The sequence below is a fragment of the uncultured Roseobacter sp. genome, from assembly GCF_947499265.1.
GTDB lineage: Bacteria > Pseudomonadota > Alphaproteobacteria > Rhodobacterales > Rhodobacteraceae > Roseobacter.
The window spans coordinates 51,919-69,933 of record NZ_CANMNK010000003.1; the positions used below are offsets into that span (position 1 = coordinate 51,919).

21 protein-coding genes are annotated in these 18,015 nt (G+C 60.8%); 6 read left to right on the forward strand and 15 right to left on the reverse strand.

Translation table 11 applies throughout. The features are described 5' to 3' along the window. Window positions 1-76: 76 nt before the first annotated feature. The 12 genes from Q1A63_RS08355 to fabD all read right to left on the reverse strand — a co-directional run bounded on the left by Q1A63_RS08355 (window position 77) and on the right by fabD (window position 10,719). A complete protein-coding gene (locus tag Q1A63_RS08355; protein ID WP_299408954.1) occupies window positions 77-1,255 on the reverse strand; it encodes a phage major capsid protein in 1,179 nt (392 codons plus the stop codon). A 71-nt stretch (window positions 1,256-1,326) separates the two neighbouring features. Next, entirely contained in the window at window positions 1,327-1,884 is a 558-nt protein-coding gene (locus Q1A63_RS08360; RefSeq protein ID WP_299408951.1) for an HK97 family phage prohead protease, read from the reverse strand. Window positions 1,885-1,922: 38 nt separating this feature from the next. Further along, on the reverse strand, window positions 1,923-2,144 hold the full coding sequence (locus Q1A63_RS08365) for a hypothetical protein (protein WP_298971444.1): 222 nt from the start codon (window positions 2,142-2,144) through the stop codon (window positions 1,923-1,925). Next, window positions 2,137-3,315, reverse strand: coding sequence for a phage portal protein (locus Q1A63_RS08370; protein ID WP_298971442.1), 1,179 nt, complete (start codon window positions 3,313-3,315; stop codon window positions 2,137-2,139). The genes Q1A63_RS08365 and Q1A63_RS08370 overlap by 8 nt, the downstream gene beginning before the upstream one ends. 117 nt (window positions 3,316-3,432) lie before the next feature. After that, entirely contained in the window at window positions 3,433-4,659 is a 1,227-nt protein-coding gene (locus Q1A63_RS08375; protein WP_299631198.1) for a terminase family protein, read from the reverse strand. Between the two features lie 52 nt (window positions 4,660-4,711). Further along, entirely contained in the window at window positions 4,712-5,056 is a 345-nt protein-coding gene (locus tag Q1A63_RS08380; RefSeq protein WP_298971439.1) for a hypothetical protein, read from the reverse strand. Between the two features lie 281 nt (window positions 5,057-5,337). Beyond that, complete coding sequence (gene mltG / locus Q1A63_RS08385) at window positions 5,338-6,504, reverse strand: endolytic transglycosylase MltG (protein ID WP_299631199.1); 1,167 nt, start codon at window positions 6,502-6,504, stop codon at window positions 5,338-5,340. Beyond that, window positions 6,504-7,763, reverse strand: coding sequence for a beta-ketoacyl-ACP synthase II (gene fabF / locus Q1A63_RS08390; protein WP_298971437.1), 1,260 nt, complete (start codon window positions 7,761-7,763; stop codon window positions 6,504-6,506). The genes mltG and fabF overlap by 1 nt, the downstream gene beginning before the upstream one ends. A 90-nt stretch (window positions 7,764-7,853) precedes the next feature. After that, window positions 7,854-8,387: a GNAT family N-acetyltransferase gene (locus Q1A63_RS08395; RefSeq protein ID WP_298971436.1), complete on the reverse strand. Its 534-nt coding sequence runs from the start codon at window positions 8,385-8,387 to the stop codon at window positions 7,854-7,856. 165 nt (window positions 8,388-8,552) lie between these two features. After that, window positions 8,553-8,786, reverse strand: a complete 234-nt coding sequence (locus Q1A63_RS08400) for an acyl carrier protein (protein ID WP_035247318.1) — start codon at window positions 8,784-8,786, stop codon at window positions 8,553-8,555. Between the two features lie 252 nt (window positions 8,787-9,038). Then, window positions 9,039-9,776: a 3-oxoacyl-ACP reductase FabG gene (gene fabG, locus Q1A63_RS08405; protein ID WP_298971428.1), complete on the reverse strand. Its 738-nt coding sequence runs from the start codon at window positions 9,774-9,776 to the stop codon at window positions 9,039-9,041. Window positions 9,777-9,786: 10 nt separating this feature from the next. Next, window positions 9,787-10,719 (reverse strand): ACP S-malonyltransferase, encoded by a 933-nt coding sequence (gene fabD / locus Q1A63_RS08410; RefSeq protein ID WP_299631203.1) that lies wholly within the window; start codon window positions 10,717-10,719, stop codon window positions 9,787-9,789. Between the two features lie 199 nt (window positions 10,720-10,918). On the opposite strand from fabD, the gene Q1A63_RS08415 reads away from it, so the two are divergent. Further along, window positions 10,919-12,118: a cytochrome b/b6 domain-containing protein gene (locus Q1A63_RS08415; RefSeq protein WP_298971417.1), complete on the forward strand. Its 1,200-nt coding sequence runs from the start codon at window positions 10,919-10,921 to the stop codon at window positions 12,116-12,118. Between the two features lie 74 nt (window positions 12,119-12,192). Here Q1A63_RS08415 and Q1A63_RS08420 read toward each other — a convergent pair whose 3' ends face one another. Continuing rightward, window positions 12,193-12,765, reverse strand: a complete 573-nt coding sequence (locus Q1A63_RS08420; RefSeq protein ID WP_298971415.1) for a YceI family protein — start codon at window positions 12,763-12,765, stop codon at window positions 12,193-12,195. 129 nt (window positions 12,766-12,894) lie between these two features. After that, window positions 12,895-13,383 carry a hypothetical protein gene (locus Q1A63_RS08425; protein WP_298971412.1) on the reverse strand — a complete coding sequence of 163 codons (489 nt, stop codon included), beginning with the start codon at window positions 13,381-13,383 and terminating at the stop codon, window positions 12,895-12,897. A 270-nt stretch (window positions 13,384-13,653) separates the two neighbouring features. Here Q1A63_RS08425 and rpsF point away from each other — a divergent pair, with 270 nt between their 5' ends. Genes rpsF through rplI form a run of 3 tightly spaced genes read left to right on the forward strand, consistent with a single transcriptional unit; the run spans window position 13,654 to window position 14,919 of the window. Continuing rightward, the gene (rpsF, locus tag Q1A63_RS08430; RefSeq protein ID WP_298971409.1) at window positions 13,654-14,013 is read left to right on the forward strand and encodes a 30S ribosomal protein S6; all 360 of its coding nucleotides are present in this window, start codon (window positions 13,654-13,656) and stop codon (window positions 14,011-14,013) included. Between the two features lie 26 nt (window positions 14,014-14,039). Continuing rightward, a complete protein-coding gene (gene rpsR, locus Q1A63_RS08435) occupies window positions 14,040-14,267 on the forward strand; it encodes a 30S ribosomal protein S18 (protein WP_005982441.1) in 228 nt (75 codons plus the stop codon). Between the two features lie 10 nt (window positions 14,268-14,277). Further along, entirely contained in the window at window positions 14,278-14,919 is a 642-nt protein-coding gene (gene rplI / locus Q1A63_RS08440; protein ID WP_298971407.1) for a 50S ribosomal protein L9, read from the forward strand. Window positions 14,920-15,022: 103 nt separating this feature from the next. Here the strand turns inward: rplI and Q1A63_RS08445 are convergent, their stop codons facing one another. Further along, window positions 15,023-15,178 (reverse strand): hypothetical protein, encoded by a 156-nt coding sequence (locus tag Q1A63_RS08445; RefSeq protein ID WP_298971404.1) that lies wholly within the window; start codon window positions 15,176-15,178, stop codon window positions 15,023-15,025. A 325-nt stretch (window positions 15,179-15,503) separates the two neighbouring features. On the opposite strand from Q1A63_RS08445, the gene Q1A63_RS08450 reads away from it, so the two are divergent. Continuing rightward, on the forward strand, window positions 15,504-15,926 hold the full coding sequence (locus Q1A63_RS08450) for a lytic transglycosylase domain-containing protein (protein WP_298971626.1): 423 nt from the start codon (window positions 15,504-15,506) through the stop codon (window positions 15,924-15,926). Window positions 15,927-16,048: 122 nt separating this feature from the next. After that, entirely contained in the window at window positions 16,049-18,007 is a 1,959-nt protein-coding gene (locus Q1A63_RS08455) for a bifunctional 2',3'-cyclic-nucleotide 2'-phosphodiesterase/3'-nucleotidase (protein ID WP_298971402.1), read from the forward strand. Window positions 18,008-18,015 lie beyond the last annotated feature (8 nt).

The window sequence follows — 18,015 nt, forward strand, 5'->3', positions numbered from 1 at the left end:
ACAACACAAACGTTCACGCACGCACCCGGCCCGAAGCCCGGGGTGAAACCCCCGGCCCCGGTTTCAACACCCCGGTTTAGGAAGTGCCGAATTTCAGCAGTTTGATCGCGGCAAAATCGCTGACATCACCACCCACACGCTTGGTCGCATAGAACAGAACATGCGGCTTGGCGCTGAAGGGGTCGCGCAGAACCCGCAGGTCGGGACGCTCGGCGATGGTGTAGCCGGTTGCGAAGTCGCCAAATGCGATGGCATTGGCGTCGGTGGCCGCATCCGGCATGTCTTCGGCGATCAGCACCGGATAACCCATCAGGCGCGCAGGCTCGGCTGCCGCCAGACCGTCGGACCACAGGAAGCGGCCATCGTTGTCTTTCAGCTTGCGCACAAGACCGGCTGTCTTGGAGTTCATCACGAAGGTCGCGTTGGCGCGGTACTCCGCCCCCAGCGCGTAGACCAGATCGATGATCGCTTCTGCCGATACATCGCCTGCGATACCCGTTGGGACATAACCAAGGTTGCCCCAGGCCCAGACGTCATTGTCGACCGACGCGTGGCTCAGGAAGCCCATGGGCTTGTCGGTGCCGTCACCATTCACAAAGGCTGCGGCCTCTGCACGGGCGAACTTGTCGGCAATGCGGCTGGCCAACCACGTCTCGATGTCGAATGCGCTGTCGTCCAGCAGACGCTGGGACGCTTTTGGCAATGCGCTCAATTCGTGCAAACCAATGGTGATGCGGTCAAGCTGCGGCGTGTCAGTTTCAACTGTGGAACCTGTTTCCGTTGCCCAACCGGCGCCCACATCCGTGTGATCGACCAGCACGTCATAGGAGGTCGCTTCCACGTTCACCACGGCGGCGATGGAACGGATCGAGGCGGTCGCATTCAGAACCGATTTCACGGTGTCCGACGTCTGTGGATCCACCAGGTACCCGCCATCGGAATTCACCGCGGTGGAGAGAGACTTCACGTCCATCTCAAGGCCGCGCAGCCCATCGTCATCGCCCGAACGCAGGTAAGCGTTGAACGCCTTCTGGTGCGGTGCGCCAGCATCTGTGGCACCGCCAAGGGGGCTGCGTTGGGGGGTGTGTGTTTTACGGTCCAGCATGGTCAGTCGCTCTTCTGTTTGTTGAAGTTTGGTCTCGATGTCGGTTTGGAAACTCTTGAAATCAGTGACAAAGCCGGTCACGGCCTGTCTGACGTCCTCAGCGGGGGACAAACCTTCCCCGCCCGCCGCCTTTGCTTCGGTCTTGCTCATTGGCAGTTCCTCGATGATGTGATGTTAGGGCCGCATGGAACCTCCCATGCGACCGGGACGACAGGTGCGCGTTAGCGGCGCGCCAGATCAGCGCGCGCGCCTGCAAAGACGGCGGCCATGTCACGCAAATGGCGGTCAAGATCGGTATCCTCCGATTTGCCCGCAACCCGCGCACTGGGAAGCATCGGGAAGGTCACCAGCGACACCTCCCAAAGCTCCAGTTCCTGCAAGAGCCTTTGGCCCTTGGTGTTCTTGGTGGCTTTCTTGGTCCGGTACCCGATCGACAACCCGTCAATCGCGCCCGCTTCGATCAACGCGGCGGCTTCCCGGCCCTTGGTGACGCTCTCCAGCAACCGCCCCTTGACCCAGAGACCCCGTGTGTCCTCGCGCACCTCGTCCCAGATCCCGATGGGCTGGGTCGGGTCATGCTGCCACAGCATCTTGACCTTGGTGCCCTTGGCGCTCAGCGCGGCCAAAGACGCCGCATAGGCGCCCGGCTCGACCACGTCATTGCCCTGATCAATCGCGCCGAAAAGGCTCGCATAGCCGCTGATCACGCACCCGTCTTCGACTTCCAGCGCCTCGCCGAAACGGGCGAATTTGCGCTCCAGCCCGGTCTCGATATCCATGGCCTCACTCCTCATTGTTGTTATGTCTGTCCGCGCACTCATGGCACCGCCACCAGCACCGATTGCAGCGCTTGCCCCAGGATCATCGCGACGATCCCGTAGACGGTGAGCCACAGGCGTTTCTCCAGCCGCTCCATCATCTCCTCGACCCGGTCGAGCCGTCGGATCAGATTGTCGTGCTGGATCTGGGCAACGCGTTCATGCGCCTGCAGGCGCAGGCCCGGGGCACATTCAAACCGCTCCAGGCCGGCATCACTCATCGGGGCTCACCGCGGGCAACCCCAAAAGCGCGCGCTTTTCGGCCTGGGTCAGAAAGTCCGCCCCTGCGACGCGGCTCCACTGGGCGTCCCGCTCAGCGGCCAAGGCCGGCACCTGATCCAGGTCCGGTTTCAACGCCAGTTGCTCACCGGTATAGGCCGCGATCCAATTGGACAGCGCCGCCGTGACCCGCGTGGCCAGTGGCAATACGGTCAAGCGATAAAATGCCCGATGCGCTTCCTGATAATTGGCATAGGTCGCATCGCCCTGAATGCCCAACAGCATCGGCGGCACGCCAAAGGCCAGCGCGATTTCTCTTGCCGCGGCCTCCTTCGTCTTCTGAAATTCCATGTCGGAGGGCGAAAAGCCCATGGGCTTCCAGTCCAGCCCGCCTTCGAGCAGCATCGGACGCCCGGCATTGCGCGCGCCCTGATGATGGCTCTCCATCTCGCTGACCAGACGTTCGTATTGATCCGTGTTCATGGAGCCTTGCCCTTCGGCACCCCGGTAGACGATGGCACCCGACGGGCGCGCGGCATTGTCCAGCAGCGCTTTCGACCAGCGGCTGGCGGAGTTATGCACATCCACCGCCATGGCCGCCGCCTGCATCGGGCTGAAACCGTAGTGATCATCCTGGGGGTGGAAGCTCTTGATATGGCAGACCGGCGCGACCGGCCCGGTGGCGTCAAAGCGGTGCTTGCGCCCGCCCACCGCATATTCATAGGCGATCGGCCAGCCATCGCTGCCGGGCACCACGCTCATCCGGTCCGACCGCAGCACGTGCAACTCCACAGGCAGCGCCGCTTCGCCGGACACGGCTTCGACATATCCGTTGCCGGTGAGCAGCAACTGTGCATAGAGCGCTTCGAGCAATTCCGCCCGACCCTGCATCGGGTTGGGCCGCGACACCAGATTGATCAGCGGATGGACCTCAAAGCGCTGTTCGCTGTCCTGCAACACCAGCGGCAAGGCGGCTGCGGCCTCGGCAATCAGTTTGACCGACCGGAACCCCACCGGATTGCCGGAAAAGCCCGTGCGCGTCAGCGACACCGCATCCCGCGGGCTCCACGCCACGCGCCCCGAAGATTGGTAGGCCACGACAGGCCCGGTGGCGCTCGCCTTCTGCTCTGGCGCCTCCATCGGCACACCGCGCTTTAGAAAGTCAAAAACCATGTCGTTTGCTCCTCGATTAATCTTCTGAGCGCGTCAAAGCAGCCCGCGCCAGATACACTGCCGCGCGGGTCCGATCCCATCGCCTCGTTTGTCGGTAAGTCCCTCAGCCCGGGTCGCTTAAAGCGAGCGTACCCGGGGTGCCCGCCACGTCGCGGCAGGCTCAATCATCAATTCGTGCAGGGCCCAGACAAGGGCATCGACCCGGTCCGGCGATCCCTTGCCCTCATACCCCTGCAATGTCATGCGGCACATCTGATCCTCGAGACCATCCAGCCCCAGCATATGGCGCACGCGCCCCTGCTCATAGAGCGCCGCGACGGGTTCGGCCCGTGCGACTTTGCCCCGGCTGGCATGCACCCCCTTGTAGGGCACCAGCGGGTCAACCTGGCGCAACACCTCTGCGACCATCTGCCCGCCCTGGTTCACTTCAGCCACCAAACGATCCGCGCCGTATTGCTCCATCGCCGAAATCGCCGCCTGCGCCCAGCCCGCAGGCGATGCGCCTGCAACCGTACAATCGGCCAGCACCACGGCACGCCAATCCTGTGGGGCGCCGCCCATCTTGACGCCGGCAACGACAATGCCGCATTCGTCCGCGGCAGAGCCACCCGTGGTGGCCGGGTCAATCGCAACGACGATCCGGTCAAGCTCCGGTGTCTCGCGCACCCGGCAGGCCTCCAGGCCTGCGGAGGTCCAAAGCGCGCCCTCCGCGTCTTCCAGCAACACGCCGTCCAACTCCTGTCGGCCCAGCCGTGTACCCTTGTATCTCTCCCGCACCTCTTCCAGAAACGAGGCGGCCAGATTGGCCGCATTGGCTTCGGTCGGGGCCTGCGTGATCACTGTCGAGGGTGACTTGAGCAGGGCTTTCAATACGCCAACATTGCGCGGCGTTGTGGTTACACAGACCTGCGGTTTGTCTCCAAGCCGCAGGGCAAACTGCAACATGTCCCAGGTGTCCTCGGCCTTCTTCCACTTCGCCAACTCATCCACCCAGGCCGCATCGAACTGCGGCCCTCTCAGGCCCTCGGGATCAAAAGCCGAATGCACGGAGGCAATCGCGCCATTGGGCCACACGAGCCGCTTTCTTCCTGCCTCCCAGACCGGCCTGCGGTCGGGTGGCGAGCAGGCCAGAATGCCGCTGTCGCCAAAAATCATCACTTCACGCACCTGATCGAAGGTTTCTCCCACCAGGGCCACGCGCCGTGCGCGCCCCTCGTCTGTCGGTCTCGATCCTTCGACCTGTGCGCGCACCCATTCTGCGCCTGCGCGGGTCTTCCCCGCCCCGCGCCCGCCCATGATCACCCAGGACCGCCAGTCTCCCTCCGGCGGCAACTGATGCTCCATTGCCCAAAACTCAAACAAATAAGGGAGAGCCAGAAGCTCTCCCTCGTTAAGGTCATTCAGAAATTGTTCCTGTAGGTCGTGTGCAGCGGAGCCGAGCCAGCTTGCACCCAATCGAAGCCCGTGCTCTTTCGAGATCGAGGGCATAGCCCCCACGGACGATACCTGCGTGTTTGCTGCGGCATTCGACAAGGCGGTTCTCCACTTTCTGGCAAGTCTCCAAAAGCGACACGGCTTGTGTCACGGTCTTGGTGCCCTGCGCTGTCACTGCACCATCAGTTTCGCGGACCCGTTCTTTGAGGTCTTCTAGTTCTTTCCGCAAATCTTTGATGGATCCGATGACCGAGTTCAAAAGGTCTTCGGTTTGCGACTCTACGAGCTCTGGGGTGATTAAGGTCATTCAGGTCTCTACCTCTCATGCGCGTAGTCTCCGCACGAGAGAAACGAAAAAACGACCCAACGGGATCACTCCCGGGGTCGCCTGCCCACTTCTTCTAGCATGTCACAAGTTATACGTGTAACCGTTCGCAAAGTCAAGACAATTCCGACCAAGCGAAAATGCTAACCGTACGGTGCCATTAACAAATTCCTAATTCAAACACACGTTAAACGGTATTTGAAAATACTGCAGGAAAGGTAAAACGCCCGTCTGTCATGTGCTAAACTAGCGATTGTTCCGGCCTAGTTGTCTGTTGATTGATTGGCGCGATCCGCCTCAATCTGCCGCCATTTCGCGACGTTCCGATTGTGCTCATCCAGCGTTTCCGCGAAGGCATGGCCGCCCGTGCCGTCCGCAACAAAGAACACATAGTTAGTCTCCAACGGTTGTGCGGCAGCCTCAAGGCTTGCCGTGCCCGGATTGGCAATCGGCGTGGGCGGCAAGCCTTCGATCACATAGGTGTTCCACGGTGTTGCCGCGCGCAGCTCGCTCTGCCGCAACCCGCGCCCCAACACGCCCTGCCCCTTGGTCACGCCATAAATGACCGTCGGGTCGGTTTGCAGCCGCATCCCGCGATTGAGCCGGTTCACAAAGACGCTGGCCACCTGGCCGCGCTCTTCGGCCACACCAGTTTCCTTTTCGATGATCGACGCCAGCACCAGCAGTTCTTCCGGCGTCTGCACCGGCAGACCCTCATCCCGGTTCTGCCAGGCCTCGGCCACCCGCAATTCCTGTGCGCTCTGCATCCGCTCGACAATCGCCGCGCGGTCATCCCCCGGACGCACCTCATAACTGTCTGGCGCTAACGATCCCTCAGGTGGCAATTCCGCGACCGACCCTTCCAGCACATCCATCGATTTCAGGCTCTCGACCACCTGCCAGCTGGTCACGCCTTCCGCCAATGCGATCCGGAACCGCGTATCCGCTTGTGCCTTTTTCTCAGCATAGATCTCCGGCGTCTCTTCTTCCGCGGGGTTGAAACTTGCGCGTTCGGCAAAACGGTTCGTTTCCGGATCCAGCTCACGCACCTGAACGCCCAGACGGTTGACCCCGATCCGGTACACCACCTCGGTGCCGCAGGTGCTTGCACCACCACGGGTCACAATATCAACGATCTGCGCCATGGACGCCCCGGGATCGACCAGATAGCTGCCCGCTTTCAACTGGCTGGTTTTTTCGGAGTAATCCGCGCCCATCCGGAAAATGGTGGATGAGCTCACCGCGCCCTGCTCTTCCAAATCGACGCTCACGCGGCGCATGTTGGTGCCGCTGGGCACCTGCAAACAAATCGCCTGCTCCAAGGGGCCGGCCGCATCATACTGCCCCTTGCCCCACAGGATCACCCCGCCCATCAGGAAGAGCAAAACAATCAGCATTGTCACCGCGTTAGACGCGATATGTCGCCACATCAGCTGGTTTTCCCAAAAATCACACTGGCATTTGTGCCGCCAAAGCCAAAGGAGTTCGAAAGCGCCACGTTCACTTCACGTTCGCGCTTGGCATTCGGCGCCAGATCAATGGCCGTTTCCACAGCCGGATTATCGAGGTTGATCGTCGGCGGCGCCACCTGATCGCGGATCGCCAGGATCGAGAAGATGGCCTCGATCGCCCCGGCAGCGCCCAGCAAATGCCCTGTCGCCGATTTGGTCGAAGACATGGTGACCTTGCTGGCATGATCGCCCATCAGGCGCTCCACCGCGCCCAGTTCAATCGTATCCGCCATCGTCGACGTGCCATGCGCGTTGATGTAATCCACCTCGCTGGGCTCCAGACCCGCGTTACGAAGCGCATTGCGCATGGCCCGCTCACCGCCCTCGCCGTCCTCGGACGGGGCCGTGATGTGATAGGCATCACCCGACAGACCGTAGCCCAACACCTCGGCATAGATCTTCGCACCACGTGCCTTGGCGTGTTCGTATTCCTCCAGCACCACAATCCCGGCGCCTTCGCCCATGACAAAGCCGTCGCGGTCTTCGTCATAAGGACGGCTGGCCTTTTGCGGATCATCTCCGCGTTTGGTGCTCAGCGCCTTGCAGGCATTGAACCCGGCAATACCGATCTCGCAGATCGCCGCTTCCGCCCCGCCCGCGATCATCACATCCGCGTCGCCAAAGGCAATCAGACGGCTGGCATCGCCAATCGCATGCGCGCCCGTCGAGCAGGCCGTCACCACCGAATGGTTCGGCCCTTTGAAGCCGTATTTGATCGAGACCTGACCCGAAATCAGGTTGATCAGCGCCCCCGGCACAAAGAACGGCGAGACCCGGCGCGGGCCTTTTTCATTCATCATGATTGCGGTGTTCGCAATGGAGTTCAGCCCGCCGATGCCGGACCCGATCAGAACGCCGGTGCGCTCAAGGCTTTCGGTATCTTCCGGCTGCCAGCCCGCGTCTTCCACGGCCTGTTGCGCGGCGGCAAGACCAAAGAGGATAAAGGTATCCACCTTGCGCTGATCTTTTGGCGCCATGTAGGTGTCTGCGTTGAACGTACCGTCCGACCCATCGCCCAATGGCACTTCGCAGGCGTATTGCGTGACCAGCTTGCTGGGGTCGAACCCCGTGATCGGACCCGCTCCCGACTGACCGTCGAGAATCCGAGACCAACTCGCCTCAACCCCATCTGCCAGCGGTGTAACCAGGCCCAGACCTGTGACAACTACTCTGCGCATCGCAATGCCCCTTCCAATTCCGTTCCCCCCCATACAGCGTTGCGCGGTTTTTGTGCAAGAGCACACCGTCTTGTCATGGTCATGCCGTTGCTATTGCGGGGGGCCTTTGCGCACCATCAGGCGTGCGGCACTTCCTTCATATTCCGTATCGCGCAGAAACTCATAGCCAACGGCTTGCGCAATGCGCAACGATGCTTCGTGTTCCGGCGCGATCATGCAGACCAGCTGCCCCGTTACCACGCGGTCAAACCAGTCATGCGCCGCGCGCACCGCCTCGATGCCGAACCCCTGACCGTGCGCCTCTGGTGCCAGCACCCAGCCGGCCTCGGGATAGGCGTCGAAATCCTCACCCAGGTCCCGCTTGGCATAGAAAAACCCGACCTGCCCCGACATGTCAGGCTCCCGGTGGCGGTGAATCGCCCATTGGCCAAATCCGGTGATCTGCCAGTGCCCGGCATGCCGCAGGAAGGCCGCCCAGGCCTTGCTGCGCGGCCAGGGCGCGCCATTGATGTGCTCGACAACTTCCGGCATCGCCCAGATCTCGGCAAACCGGTTGAAATCCTCTGCCCGCATGCCGCGCAGGGTCAATCGTGACGTGTTAATCGTCGGTATGGTGCGCGACATTTCGCTGCCTCTGCTCTGAAGACGGGGCTTTGCGCCCTCTGGCCAAAGAATTGCGCAACTCCGGCACGCAATTCAACCCCTGAGCGAACTCCGGACAGCAAAAAGCGCCTTTCCTCGCGGAAAGACGCCTTTGATTTAGCAGAACCGGGCCAAACCCGGCAGCTGTCAGGAGGCTTCGGTAATGAACTTTACCGCGTCGCCAAACGTCTGAATGGTTTCGGCTGCATCATCGGGGATTTCGATGCCGAATTCTTCTTCGAAGGCCATCACCAGCTCAACGGTGTCAAGGCTGTCTGCGCCAAGGTCGTCGATGAACGAAGCATTCTCAGCCACTTTGTCCTCTTCCACACCCAGGTGCTCCACAACGATTTTCTTAACGCGATCTGCGATGTCGCTCATAATAGTCCCTCATTCGTTCGGGCCAAACTGGCCCCTTTCGGTTGCCCCCCGCCTCGGCTCTGTCGAGGTCGGAAAACGTTTGCCCCAAAAGGGGCGGCTCTGTCCGGTCAGGCGCAAAAACCATCGCGCTGTCTCAGACGGGTCCACATGCGACAGGTCGCATGCAGGGTCAAAAACTGCGCCCCCTTTAGCACAAGCGGCCTGAATGGCAAACGCATTGTGCACACTCTTTACGGGAGGCGCAAATCTGACCTACAACATGGCCATACCGCCGTTCACATGCAAGGTGGTACCGGTAACATAGCCAGCCTCGGGGCTTGCCAGATAGAGCACGGCGCTGCTGATTTCCGATGGTGTCCCCATCCGCCCGGCGGGAATTTGCCCCATGATTCCAGACTTTTGATCGTCGGTCAGCTTGTCGGTCATCGCCGTCTCGATAAAGCCCGGTGCGACAGCATTTACCGTGATCCCGCGGCTCGCGACCTCATAGGCCAGGCTTTTGGACATGCCGACCATCCCGGCCTTGGAGGCGGCATAATTGGCCTGACCGGGATTGCCGGTTGCCCCAACCACCGAAGAGATATTCACAATCCGGCCCCAGCGCGCCTTCATCATGCCGCGCATCACGCCCTTGCAGAGCTTGAACGTCGCGGTGAGGTTCACGTCGAGCACCGATTGCCATTCGTCATCCGACATCCGCATGAACAGATTATCACGCGTGATCCCGGCGTTGTTGACCAGAATATCCACCGACCCCATGGCCTCAGCCGCCTGCTTCGGCAACGCGTCCACGGCGGCCATATCGCTGAGATTGCAGGGCAGCACATGCGCCCGATCCCCCAGCTCGGCAGCCAGCGCCTGCAGCGGATCAATCCGCGTGCCCGACAGGCCCACCGTTGCACCGCTTGCGTGCAATTGCCGGGCAATCTCTGCCCCGATCCCACCTGATGCGCCCGTGACCAGCGCGTTTTTCTGCGTCAAATCAAACATGATTGCCCCTTTATCCTGCCAAGGCCGCCTGGATGTCCTCCGGCGTGCCAATGTTGCGTGTGCCAGCCTCTCTGGCGATGCGGCGGATCATGCCGCTCAGCGCCTTGCCTGCGCCAATTTCCCAAAATTCGGTGACGCCCTCTGCCGCCATCCATTCCACGGATGTCTTCCACCGCACCCGGCCCGTGACCTGATCGACCAGCAGCGACCGGATGTCCGCAGGGTCACTGACAGCAGAGGCCACGACATTGGCCACCAGCGGTACTTTCGGCGCGTTCAACGTCACCTGCTCCAGCGCCTCGGCCATCTCGGCGGCAGCAGGTTGCATCAAGGCGCAGTGAAAGGGCGCGGACACCGGCAGCATCAGCGCCCGTTTGGCCCCGGCCTCCTTGGCCAGCACCGTGGCGCGTTCGACCGCCGCCTTATGGCCGGACACGACATTCTGCGCCGGATCGTTTTCATTAGCGATCTGACAGACCTCGCCTTCCGCCGCGCGTGTCGCGACATCCGCCGCCGCCGTCGCATCCAGTCCGAGAATGGCGGCCATCGCGCCCTCGCCCACCGGTACAGCCTGCTGCATGGCACGCCCCCGGATCCGCAGGAGCCGCGCCGCATCCGCCACGGAAAATGCGCCTGCCGCCGCCAAAGCGGAATATTCGCCCAGCGAATGACCCGCGACGAAATCCACGCGGTCCAGCCCGATGCCTTCCGCCTCCAGACTGCGCACCGCCGCCATCGATGTCGCCATCAAGGCAGGCTGCGCGTTTTCCGTCAGGGTCAGCGTTTCAATATCACCGTCCCAGATCAGATCGCTGAGCTTTTTGCCCAAGGCGTCATCCACCTCGTCAAAAACCGCCCGCGCCGCCGGATAGGCCTCGGCCAGCGCCTTGCCCATGCCGATGGTCTGCGCCCCCTGACCCGGAAAAACAAATGCGATGCTCATGAAATCGCCTCCCCTCTCGTTTGTTCTCCCCGGCTTAGCCTGACCGCGCAGGCGAGGCAACGGCCCAAAATCCAAATCGCGAAAGCGCAAACAAGCAGGCCGGTTTGCGCCTGCGCGCAAAGACTGTGCATCAGCGGTCATTGCCGTGACGTTTGAAGCACCTACTCTTGAACCGACGCATAAATACCGGAAACACCCGATGTCTCTTTCAAATACGGCCACGCACTACGGTGCGATCACCAAGACGTTTCACTGGCTCACCGCGCTTTTGATCCTGACGCTGATCCCGCTGGGCATCTATGCCAACGGCCTGCCCTTCGACACCTCCGAGCAGCTGGCGCAGAAGGCACGGCTTTTCTCCTTGCACAAGACCCTTGGCGTTACGGTCTTCTTCGTGGCCCTGGCGCGCATTCTCTGGGCGCTCAGCCAGCCGAAACCGGGGCTGTTACACGCGGACCGCAAGATCGAAAGCCTCGCCGCCGAAACCGTGCACTGGTTGCTCTATGGGTCGCTGCTGTTGGTGCCCCTGTCGGGCTGGGTGCACCACGCGGCCACGGACGGGTTTGCGCCGATCTGGTGGCCGCTGGGCCAAAATCTGCCGTTTGTGCCCAAATCGGAAAGCCTCGCGGCCACGGCTGCCGGATTGCATATCGTGTTTGAACGGGTGCTGGTGGCCTCCATCTTTCTGCATTTCGCGGGTGCCCTGAAACACCACATCATCGACAAGGACGCGACCCTGCGCAGAATGCTGCCCGGCACGCCCACGGTTGCGGATACAGGCGGCGGGCACCGCGTGACGGCCCCTTTGATCTCCGCGCTTGCGATCTGGGCCGGGGCGCTTTTTGTCGGCAGTACGCTGGACATCTATGCCAAACATGACGCCGTGGCCGCCGTCGCGGCACTGGAAGACGTGCAATCGGATTGGACGGTGCAGGACGGCGAGCTTTCCATCACCGTGCAGCAACTTGGCTCAGACGTGCGCGGCAGTTTTGCCGATTGGACCGCCGCCATCAGCTTTGATGAGACTGTCACGACGGGTACGGCAGGCACGGTGGATGTGACCATCTCCATCGGCTCCCTGACCCTCGGATCCGTCACCAGCCAGGCGCTTGGGGCGGATTTCTTCAACGCGGAAAACTTCCCCACCGCGCAGTTCACCGCCGACATCATCAACACAGAGGCCGGCTATCAGGCGGAAGGCACGCTTACGATCAAGGACAAGAGCATGCCCGTGACCCTGCCTTTCACGCTGGACGTGGCCGAAGGCATTGCGACCATGACCGGCAGCACGCAATTGGACCGACGCAATTACGCCATTGGTGACAATCAAAAGGACGAAGCGACGCTTGGGTTTACCGTTGCGGTGGATGTGTCACTGACCGCCCAGCAATCGCAATGACGCCTTGGTCGTGACCGCAAGAAAAAAGCCGCGCTGGAATGGCGCGGCTTTTCCCTGTTGAAAGATGGGGGCGGTTATTCTGCCTTCATCGCCTCGACAGAGATCACAATCTCGACCTCATCGCTCACGAATGGCGCAAAGGCGCCCAGCTCAAAGTCTGACCGCAACACGGTTGTTGTCGCGTCAAATCCCGCCCAGGGCTTGCCCGCTTGCGGGTGATCGCCGGTCTGGTTCAGCTTGGCATCCAGAACAACGGGTTTGGTGATGTCATTCATGGTCAAGTCACCGGTAATCAGTGCCGTGCCCTCTCCCGTGACTTCGATTGCGGTGGAGGAGAAGGTGATCATGTCGCCCTCTTCCGCGCCAAAGAAATCGCCGGACATGAAATGCCCGTCGCGCTTCTCCCACCCGGTGAACATGCTCATCACCGGCATCGATACGCTCACCGATGAGGCCGCAGGATCTGTCTGATCGAACATGATCTCGCCCTCAAAGCCGGAGAACATGCCGTAGGTGGTGGAAAAACCCAGGTGGTTATAGCTGAACAAGACCTGGCTGTGGCTGGCATCCAGCACGTATTTTTCCGCAGCGGCAGACGCCATGCCCGCGGTTGCAGTCAAAGCAGCGGCAAGAAGAAGTGATTTCATTGAGGTGACCTCCAGTTGTAAAACATGCAGGTAATGTGGGGTTGTTCTACCGCTTAGCAATTCCGCAGGCGCAAACAAGTGATGCGCGCTGATGAACAGCGCGCAATTTCGCCGATGCGAAGTGGCGGATCAGAGTTTACCGGCAACCCGCAGGGCAGTGACGAGGCTGCGGTGGGCGACGCGGTCGCTTGCGGCCACTTCAGCGAGCAGCGCGTCGTTCTTGCCCCAGAGCTTCACGTAGGTCCCGCTGTTTTCAACGCGTGTGAGGTTTTTGAAGCTGCAGCGATCCAGAACGAAGCGGTCCTTGCCGCGGGTCCGCACCAGGCGCACCTCATGGCGGATGGTGTCCACTTCCACCTTCGGGGGCGCGGGCCGCGCGAAGCCCTGCAGCAACGCGATGCCCATCATTCCACCCACCGCAGAGGCCAGCAGCTTGAAAAGCATCAGCTCATGGTCCCAGCTGGCGCCCGGCGCCACCCAAAGGCCGAGGGCCGTCAGGATCAGGGCCACGCCCACCATCCCCTGAACGCCCCGCATGATCATGCGACTGCCATCCAGGGTCCGCACGGGTTGTGGTGCGATCGATTCAAAGCTGACGGGATCAACTGTGCTGGACATGTGCTTTCCTCTCTTGGTTAATGACGAGAGAAACGCCCAATCAAGACGCAAATAAGACGGCTTTCGGGCTCTGTCTGGGCCATTTCGTGGAGGTTACCGGCACAGTTGTCGTTTACGGGCTGACCTGCAGCCTTGCGCTGCACGCCAAAGCGTGTATATCGGCGCTTCCTTTTGCAAAACACTTGAACCGCGCAGTCTCTCGTGGCGGGGCCGCAAAAGGAGTATCGGCCTCACCTTTGAAATGCGCCTTGATATAAATGAGGAAGCTACATGCCTAAATATGAGCATGTTATGATCGCGCGTCAGGACCTGTCCAACACGCAAGCCGAAGGGCTGATCGAACATTTCGGCGCCGTCCTGTCCGACAACGGTGGCGCACTCGTGGACCACGAGTACTGGGGCGTCAAGACGATGGCCTATAAGATCAACAAGAACCGCAAGGGCCACTATGCCTTCCTGCGCTCGGATGCCCCGGCACCGGCCGTTCAGGAAATGGAACGCCTGATGCGCCTGCATGACGATGTGATGCGCGTGTTGACCATCAAGGTCGATGAGCACGCCGAATTGCCTTCCGTGCAGATGCAGAAACGCGACGAACGCGACCGTGGCGAACGCCGCGAACGCCGCTGACCCGCTTTAGGACAAGGACATAAATCATGGCCGCTAAACCATTTTTCCGCCGTCGCAAGGTCTGCCCCTTCTCGGGCGACAACGCGCCGAAGATCGACTACAAAGACACCCGTCTGCTGCAGCGCTACATCTCTGAGCGTGGCAAGATCGTACCGTCCCGCATCACCGCAGTCTCCGCCAAGAAGCAACGCGAACTGGCCCGTGCCATCAAACGCGCCCGCTTTCTGGCACTTCTGCCCTACGCTGTGAAGTAAGGAGAAACCGATGCAAGTTATCCTTCTCGAACGCGTCGCAAAACTGGGCCAGATGGGCGAAGTCGTCGATGTGAAACCCGGCTACGCGCGCAACTTCCTGCTGCCGCAGGGCAAAGCGCTCAGTGCGTCGAAATCCAACATCGAAGCTTTTGAGCAGCAAAAAGCGCAGCTCGAAGCCCGCAACCTGGAAACCAGAAAAGAAGCGGAATCGCTGGCAGAGAAACTCGACGGACAGCAGTTCATCGTGATTCGCTCTGCTTCTGATTCCGGCGCGCTTTACGGTTCTGTGACCACCCGCGACGCAGCAGATGCTGCAACCGAGGCCGGTTTCTCCGTGGACCGCAAGCAGGTTGTTCTGGCACCGATCAAAGAGCTGGGTCTGCATTCCGTGCAAATCGTTCTGCACCCGGAAGTCGACGCCACCATCGAACTGAACGTGGCCCGCTCGACCGAAGAAGCCGAGCTGCAAGCAGCCGGTAAATCCATTCAGGAACTGGCTGCGGAAGAAGAAGCTGCCGCGGAATTCGAAATCGCGGAACTCTTCGAAGACATCGGTGCTGCAACTTCTGACGATGAAGAGCTGGCCGAAGCCGTGGCCGAGCCCACGGAAGAGGCCTCCGGCGATCAGGAAGATACGGCCGATAAAGCCTGATCTTTACGATCACAGAAATGGAAACGGCCGGGTGTATCAGCGCCCGGCCGTTTTTCTTTGCGATACTTAAAGTGCCAACTGCAACCGCGCATGCGCCTCCCGGTCAGAACATCCCCGGCATACGGCAATCCGCCGCATCCAGTTCCAGCACAGGATCGTTGGGACCGCATTCTTCGCCGGTGATCGGGTAGGTTTCCGGCTCCGTGCACCCCAAAAGGGCCAGGGATGCGGTCAAAAACGCCATGTGTATCAGTTTCATATTCTTGCCTTTGTACGTGTCGATACCCGCTCCATAGACACTCGCAAATGATCTCGACTTGACGCAGGTCAATTGCGGTGCGCACGACGTCGGGTCACCTGTTTTCACCGATCACAACGCGTCCTTTCGCGCAGGACGCTGGCGCGTGAATCATCCGCAGATACCAGCAAACCAATCGACCTCACATCAGACCGCAGGCGGCTTGTCGCGCATCTGCCTCTCCTCCCTTGTGGTCCTCACGCCAGCGGTCAATATCCGCCGAAAAGACAGAAGGTCACCCGCCGTGCAGACACGCCGCCATTTCATTGCCACCTCCGCCGTGCTCATGCTCGCGGCCTGTGGCGCACGTGAGCCCGCAGGGTTCAATCCCCCGCTTTACCCGAATGAAACGCCGGAACTGCGCCGCCTGATCAATGAATACGCTGACTTCTACGACCTGCCGCGCTCACTGGTGCACAAGCTGGCGATCCGCGAAAGCACCCACCGCCCCTGGGCGCGCAATGGTCCTTATTATGGGCTGCTGCAAATCCTGCCCGAAACCGCGCGCACCATGGGGTTTCGCGGCAGACCGGACGACCTGCTGGATGCGGAAACCAACCTGAAATACGCGCTGAAATACCTGCGCGGCGCCTGGCTTTTGTCGAATGGTAATCAGGACACGGCCATCATGTGGTACGCCCGTGGCTATTATTACGAGGCCAAACGGCGCGGCATGCTGGTTGAAACCGGTCTGCGTCCTGCGGGATAACCTCAACCCCGGCGGGAATTTCGACTTGACGGACCGAAGCGTGCGGGATCATCGTGGGTGTCATGAAGCTGTGATCCCTGCGCGGCATCGTCCACACCACTGATACCATAAGGATATTCGCCATGACCCTGCGTCTTTCACGTCGTTCATTCATCGCTGGCAGCGCCGGCTTGCTGGCGGTGCACCCCTTCTCCGCCCATGCCAGCGCCGGTCAGGCACACCTGCGGCTGATGGAAACGACGGATCTGCATGTGCATGTGTTTCCCTATGATTACTACGCGGACAAACCGCGCGACACCGTGGGGCTGGCGCGCACCGCCTCGATCATCGGCGACATCCGTGCGGAGGCAACGAACGCGCTGCTGCTCGACAATGGCGATTTCCTGCAGGGCAATCCGATGGGTGACTACATCGCCTATGAGCGGGGCATGAAGGAAGGCGACATGCATCCGGTGATCGCCGCGATGAACGCCGTGGGCTTTGATGCCTCGACGCTGGGCAACCACGAATTCAACTATGGCCTTGATTTCCTGATGAAATCACTGGCCGGTGCAGATTTCCCCGTGGTCTCGGCCAATGTCGTCAAGGAAAGGGACAGCACGCCGACTGCAGATACAACGCTGGTCAAACCCTACACCATCATCGAACGCAGCCTGACCGATGGCGCGGGTGAAACGCACCCGATCAAGATTGGCCTCATCGGCTTTGTGCCGCCGCAGATCATGAACTGGGACCGGCGTCATCTGGAAGGTAACGTGCAGACCCGCGACATTCTGGAGGCCGCGCGCGCCTATGTGCCCCAGATGAAGGAAGAAGGCGCCGAGATCATCATCGCCCTCTCCCACTCCGGGATCGGATCGGCAGATGAGACCGAGATGATGGAAAACGCTTCCGTGCCGCTGGCCGCCGTGCCGGGGATCGACGCGATCCTCACCGGGCACAGCCATCTGGTTTTCCCCTCCGCGACCTATCAGGACTACGCCGCGGTCGATGCCGAGGCCGGCACGATCCATGGCAAACCGGCGACCATGGGCGGGTTCTGGGGCAGCCACCTGGGTCTGGTTGATCTGATGCTGGAGCGGGACGGCAACAGCTGGCGCATCACTGGGCATAGTTCTGAAGCACGCCCAATCTCGAAACGCAACGAGGACCGCTCGATCACCGCGCTGGTGGAGAGTGATCCAACGGTTCTGGACAGTGTGCAGCAGGCTCATGACGAAACCCTCGCTTACGTGCGCCGCGCGGTTGGGAAAACCGATGCCAACCTGCACAGCTATTTTGCCTTGGTGGCGGATGATCCATCGGTGCAAATCGTCTCGAACGCGCAAACCTGGTACATTAAAGAAATGCTGCAAGGCACTGAATACGAAGCGCTTCCGGTGCTATCAGCTGCCGCACCCTTCAAGGCGGGCGGTCGAGGTGGCCCGGAGTATTACACCGATGTGCCCAAGGGCGATGTGGCGATCAAGAACGTCTCCGACCTCTACCTCTATCCCAATACCGCACGGGCGGTTTTGGTCACCGGCGCCGAGGTTAAGGATTGGCTGGAACGTTCCGCAGGCATGTTCAATCAGGTGACCCCCGGTGAGGCGGATCAGCCGTTGATCAACGACGACTTCCCCTCCTACAACTTCGATGTGATGGATGGGGTGACCTATCAGATCGACCTCAGCCAGCCGTCGAAGTTCGACCCCAAGGGAGTGCTGATCAACCCGGATGCCAATCGGATTGTCGATCTGCAATTTGACGGTCAACCGGTTGATCCCAATCAGAAATTCATCATCGCAACAAACAATTACCGGGCCAGCGGCGGCGGTGATTTCCCCGGCGCCAAGGGTGACAGCATCGTCTTTGAGGGCCCGGACACAAACCGTGACGTGATCGTGCGCTACATCGTGGAAAACGGCACCATCAGCCCCAAGGCCGACGCAAACTGGACCTTCAAACCGCTCGATGGCGCCTCGGTGCTCTTCGACACGGGGCCCAAGGCCGAAGACTACGTCGATGAGGTCAAAGGTGTCACCGTGGCCCCCGCGGGCGAAGGTGACGATGGGTTTGCACGGTTCCGCATCCAGCTCTGATGTCCGCC